Origin of the sequence: Capsulimonas sp. (assembly GCF_039929585.1) — a bacterium.
Lineage (GTDB): Bacteria > Armatimonadota > Armatimonadia > Armatimonadales > Capsulimonadaceae > Capsulimonas.
Genome location: NZ_JBDSQY010000120.1, coordinates 25,576 through 31,707 on the forward strand (window position 1 = coordinate 25,576; position 6,132 = coordinate 31,707).

Annotated in this window: 3 protein-coding genes; all 3 read left to right on the plus strand. The window is 60.3% G+C overall.

Annotated features, from left to right (window positions below):
* Positions 1–58: 58 nt before the first annotated feature.
* Positions 59–550, plus strand: a complete 492-nt coding sequence (locus ABIZ35_RS08455; protein WP_348219449.1) for a DinB family protein — start codon at positions 59–61, stop codon at positions 548–550.
* Positions 551–643: 93 nt separating this feature from the next.
* Entirely contained in the window at positions 644–3,568 is a 2,925-nt protein-coding gene (locus tag ABIZ35_RS08460) for a glycoside hydrolase family 2 protein (protein ID WP_348219450.1), read from the plus strand.
* A 147-nt stretch (positions 3,569–3,715) separates the two neighbouring features.
* On the plus strand, positions 3,716–6,132 hold a 2,417-nt coding region (locus ABIZ35_RS08465), incomplete at its 3' end, for a glycoside hydrolase family 3 N-terminal domain-containing protein (RefSeq protein WP_348219451.1).

The window sequence follows — 6,132 nt, forward strand, 5'->3', positions numbered from 1 at the left end:
ACAAGGCTGCTCTGTTCTCGTTTGCGCCGTCCTCAGGGATGTTCAAAGGAGAAATTCGATGATGTCTGACAGTTCCATCGCTCTATACTTCCGGCATATGTTCGAATATGAAGAGTGTGCCAATCGACAGATTGTGAGCTTTCTTTCCACCAACACTGTTCCGTCAGAGGTCGTTACGATCTTCGGGCACTTGATCGCGGACATGCAGCCCTGGGTTTATCTGATGAATGGCCACGGTGTTCCAGAGAATATCGATTGCTCTCCGCAGTGGTCGCTGGAAGAATGCAGGTCTCATCTCCAATCGAGTACGGAAGTGCTTCGGGCGATCGTCATGGAGCTGGAGGATGCTGATTTCAGCAAAAGCATCACTTCCTATGCACCCAATGGCCGAATGTTTCAGAACACGGTGAGCGAAATCTTAACGCAAATTCTCTCGCATGGCCAGCATCATCGAGGCCAGATCGAATGGATCGTCGAGCGGGAGATGGGACAATATTTGGCGACCAGCTATATGCCCTTTCTGCGACAGCGCAGCCTTTCTCAGAAATGAATTGACAGTGCAATCATATCTTGTTATAATGTAAGCGCTTACAGAAAGCGTTTACAGCGTAGGACTATGTCGATTCCCGGAGTGTCGCGATCCATGAAATATCTTGCAATTGCCGCCTGCCTTTTAGAGCTTGCCATGCATATCACTTCCCATGCGGCCTCGCCGGAGCGGGTGGGGCTGGAGGGCGCGTGGCGGCTGACACAGGCCGACCGCAAGTTGTCGCTGCCGGCGACAGTTCCGGGCGTCGTCCAGACCGATTTGATGGCGGCGGGTAAAATTTCGAACCCGTTCTATCGCGATAATAATAAGTCATCGCAATGGGTCAAAGAAGTCCCATGGACTTATGTGCGAAGCTTTACCGTGTCTGCTGGGTTTTTAAAGCATCGCCAGATTCGACTGCGCTGTGAGGGCTTGGACACGCTGGCGACGATTCAGGTGAACGGCAAGCTTATCGCACACACGGATAATATGTTCCGGACATGGGAGTTCGATGTCCGGCCGTTATTGCATACTGGCGACAACAAAATCCAGGTTGTATTCGCGCCTGTCGCTCCCTATCTGGAGGCGCATGTCAATCAGGCGGCGTTTCCCGGCAAACCCGTGGAGACGCACGGCATGGGATACTTGCGCAAGTCGCCGTTTCAGCCGGGATGGGACTTTGCGCCGGAGCTGATGACCAGCGGCATTTGGAAGAAGATCGGATTGATCGGCTGGGACGAGGCGCGTCTGACGGATGTTGGCGTCATTCAGGATCATCGGTCGCCGGGTCGTGTCGGCCTGCGTGTTGAAGTCGCGGCGGATACATCGGCGCCGGTCAAGGCGCATGTCGCCGTGCTGTTTCAGGGACGAAAAGTTACCGAGGCGGATACGCCGCTTGCGGGCGGCAAGAGCATTTCGAAGCTGACGATCGCGCGTCCGCACCTCTGGTGGCCGGTGGGGATGGGCGCCCAGAATCTTTACGACATCCAAGTAGAGCTGCGTGACGCGCGGGGCGCTGTGGTCGATCAAAAGACGCAGCGCTTCGGACTGCGCACGATCACCTGGATGGCCAAGACGAGCAAGCGCCCGCTGACGCTGGCGATCAACGGGCGTCCGTTCTTCGCCAAGGGATCCAACTGGGTTCCGGAAGATTCGCTGACGACCCGCGCCAATCCGGCGCGTCAGCGGCGGTTGATCGACGACGCCATCAACGCCAATATGAACATGATGCGCCTGTGGGGCGGCGGTTACTATGACGGCGACGCCTTTTATGACGAGGCCGACAAACGGGGCCTTCTGCTCTGGTCCGAGTTCAAGTTTGCTGATGCGTCTTACCCCGCCTTTGACCCGGCCTGGATGGCGAACGTCAAGGCCGAGGCGCAAGATAACGTTCGTCGTCTGCGCAATCATCCCAGCCTCGTGGTCTGGTCCGGCAACAATGAAGTGATCGGTTTTGTGGCGGACAAGACCGATCCGAACCATATGACGCATGAAGACTACAATAAGCTGTTTCACGGTCTGCTTGCGGATGTCGTCCGCGATCTTTCTCCGGACGCCGTCTACACCCCCGGCAGCCCAGAGGCCGGGGACGATCACGATTGGAATGTCTGGCACGGTTCGTCGGGCTTCGAATCGTACCGAGACGTGCATGGGTTCATGTCCGAGTTCGGTTTTCAAGCGTTCCCACAACCGCGCAGCGTGGAGCAATTTACGTCACACGCAGATCGCGCCTCAGTGCTGTCGCCGGTCATGGAGTACCACCAGCGGAACTGGCGCGACGGCAATCAGTTAATCCTCAGCACGGCAAAGCGTTACTACCGTAATCCCAAGGACTTCGACTCCGCGCTCTGGCTGAGCCAGATCCAGCAGGCCGACGGCGTGCTCACAGGCGTCGAGCATTGGCGGCGCGACTGGCCGAACTCCACCGGCAGCCTGGTCTGGCAGTACAACGACTGCTGGCCGTCGATTAGCTGGTCGATGATGGATTATTACGGACGGCCGAAAGCGCTCTGGTATCGCATTCGCCATGCTTACGCGCCTGTGATGCTTTCTGGACAGACGGACGGCGCCGAGGGAAACGCGCAACTCTGGGTGAGCAGCGACATTCCGAAGCCCCTGCGTGGAAATGTCCGCTGGGCGCTGATGCGCATGGACGGGACAACCATCGAAAAGGGAATGCAGCCCGTCGCGATCCCCGCCGGAACAACGAGCGTGCGCGCGCTGTCTCTGGCGAAGAAAGCCGCCGTCGCGAAAGAGGGAGCCGGCGCCCTGCTGCTGTGGTCGGAGCTTTCCGTTCCCGGTCAGCCGATCTCCACCGCTGTCCTCACCTTCGCAAAGCCAAAGAATATGACGCTTGCCGCGCCGAATATCCGCGCGAAGATCGCACAGGCGGGGCAATCGTATCGGGTCACCTTGACCGCCACCCGTCCCGCGCTCTTTTCGTGGCTGGATCTTGCGGGAATGGACGCACGTTTCTCGGATAACTTCGTCCACCTGCGTCCCGGCGCGCCTGTAACGATCACCCTCACTCCTGCGAAGAAGACGGACCTGGCGCACGTGCAAAAAGCCCTGCAAGTCCGGAGCCTTTACGATACTTACGTTCCCGGCGCGCCGGCGACTCTCACCGTCACGCCAAAACCCGATGGAACGATCGTCGCCACAGCCGATGACGCCGATGTGGACGGCGACGCCGCGCTGGAGATCGGAGCGCCCAATAATATCGGAACCTGGGCAGATCCCAAGACTTCGCTTCTGTGGACCGTGAAGGACGTCAAACCCGGCGCCTACGCCGTTTCCATGAACGTCGCTTGTCCGACCGACGAAGCCGGCAGCAAATTCGTGGTCGATGTGGCGGGGCAGGAACTCCCCGGCGTCGTCCCAACCACTGCGGGCTGGACGACCTATATTGATCTGCCCCTCGGAACCGTGAACGTGACGAGTTTCGGGACGATCAAGATCACTCTCAAGCCCACGAACATGCAGCACACGCGCGTGATGAACCTGCGCTCACTGACGCTCACGCCGGTCGTCAGTAAATAACAAAGGTAGGGGCTCCGGTTCGGGCCAGAACAACGGGCAAGGCTTAACTCACGCCTTGCCCGGTTGTTTTGAAACCGGTTGCATAATCTGCATTCATGCCTTATAATAGATTTGTTGAAATGTTTCACTTCCAGATAAGAGGTCCCCATGAGAAATAATTCGGCAATGCTGCTGGCCTCCCTGACAGCGATGCTCTGTCCAGTGACGTCACAGGCGGCAAAGAACACAGCCCCGCTTTACCAACAGCGCGGCGCGCCGATCGAGCGCCGGGTTCAGGATCTGGTTGGGCGCATGACGGTGGAGGAGAAGGCGCGGCAGCTCGACATGTACCCGGGAACGGACATTGTCGATAAGATCGACGGCACGCACGCCCGGCCCGGCGCGCATGTGGATGCGGCGAAGATGACGAAGTCGCTGGGCGCCGCCGGCGTGGGCAGCATCCACGATCTCTATGCGGACGCCGCGCTTTCCAATGAGATCCAGCGCTGGGTGATCGGGCATAACCGGCTGGGCATCCCTGCGCTGTTTATCGAGGAGGGGCTGCACGGCTTCGCCAATTCGTATCAGGATGGGACACTTTATCCCCAGAGCATCAATCTGGCGGCGACGTGGAACCCGGAGCTGGCGCGCCGAACCGCCGCCGGCATTGCGGCCGAGGCGCGCGCTTCGGGAGTGCATATGCTGCTGGGGCCGGTGCTGGATGTGGCGCGCGATCCGCGCTGGGGACGTGTGGAGGAGGACTTCGGCGAGGACCCTTATCTGACTGGCGAGCTGGGAGCGGCGTATGTACACGGCATGCAGGGCGATTCGCTGGACACCGACCATACCGTGATTTCCGAGCCGAAGCACTTCGCGGGCCATGGCTCTCCGGAAGGCGGATTGAACACCGCGCCGGTGCACGCCGGAGAGCGTGAAATCCGCACGGTGATGCTTCGCTCGTTTGAGCCGGCGATCCGGCGATCCCACGCCATGGGCGTCATGGTCGCGTACCATGAGATCGACGGCATTCCCTGCACCGCGAACTCCTGGCTTTTGACGGACATTCTGCGCAAAGAGTGGGGGTTCCAGGGTTTCGTGCTCGCGGACCTGGGCGCCATCCGCTATCTTTACGACACGCATGGCCTGGCGGCGACGCCCGGCGACGCCGTGCGCATGGCGCTGACGGCGGGCGTGGACATGCAGTTCTACGATTTCGATCACGACACATTTCAGAACGCCATTATCAGCGGGATCCGCACAGGATCACTCGCGCCTGCGGTGCTGGACCGGGCTGTTTCGCGCGTGCTGCGGGCCAAATTTGCGCTGGGTCTGTTCGACCATCCCTACGTGGATACGAAACTCGCGCCCAAGGTGATGCGCAGCCCGGCGTATCTCGCCACGACGCTGCAATCTTCCCGGCAGTCCTTGTGCCTGCTGAAGAACGACAACGCCTTGCTGCCGCTCGCCAAGACGCTGAAGAAGATCACGGTCATTGGTCCAAACGCCGCCACGGCGCAGACCGGCGACTACACGCCGCCGCTTGCCAACGTCACATTTGTTACGGTGCTGGACGGCGTCAAGTCTCTTGTTTCCGCAGGGACCGAAGTCGTTTACGACGATGGAAACAATATTGACGCCGCCGTCGCGAAGGCGCGCGGCGCCGACGCCGTGATCCTTTGTCTGGGCGAACGACAGGGGATTTCGGGCGAGGGGGCAGACCGCAGCAGCCTGGGGCTTCCCGATCGCCAGCAGGAGCTGCTGGAGGCGGTCACGGCGGCTGGCGCGCCCACAGTGCTGGTTCTGCAAAACGGACGCCCCTTGGCGCTTCCCTGGGCGGCGGAGCATGTCCCCGCGATCCTGGAGGCCTGGTATCCGGGGGAGCGTGGCGGGCAGGCCATCGCCGAGACGCTCTTTGGCGATAACAATCCGTCGGGCCGTCTGCCGATCTCGTTCCCACGCAGTATCGGCGCGCTGCCGGACTTCTACAACTACGACCGCAACAAGAGAAATCACTACATTGACGCCGATCCCGCGCCGCTCTTTCCATTCGGACACGGCTTGAGCTACACCAAGTTCCAATACAGCGGCTTGACCGCCGCCGCATCCGCTCCCGGCAAACCTCTCGATGTAGCGGTCTCGGTGACGGTCGCGAATACCGGCGCCCGGGCCGGCGACGAAGTCGTGCAGCTCTACTTAAAGCCTAGCGTCAGCAGCGTCGTCACCCCGGAAAAAGCGCTGAAAGGCTTCCGCCGCATCACCCTCAAGGCGGGAGAGAAGCGTCGCGTCACGTTCCATCTCACGTCGTATGAACTCGAAGTGTGGAACATGCAGCGAAAGTGGTCTGTCGAGTCCGGCGACTATTCCGTCACCGTGGGCGGATCGTCGAAAGAAGGCGCAGTGACCCAGTTCTCGCTCCGCGCGCCGGTTGGTCCTGGGCAGGGAGGCGTCATCATACTGGCGCCGCGCCAGTCCACGCTGAGCGGCCTGAACATTCGCTTGGCGGAGGAAGTCGGGCGCGAGTTCATCGGCTACTGGGACAACCCCGCCGCCGTGGCCTCCTGGATCGTTCATATTCCCAAAGCCGG

What these genes read in the sequence shown, in the direction of transcription:
- ABIZ35_RS08455 (WP_348219449.1), top strand. Translation starts at nt 59, where the DNA reads ATGATGTCTGACAGTTCCATCGCTCTATACTTCCGGCATATGTTCGAA.
- ABIZ35_RS08460 (WP_348219450.1), top strand. Translation starts at nt 644, where the DNA reads ATGAAATATCTTGCAATTGCCGCCTGCCTTTTAGAGCTTGCCATGCAT.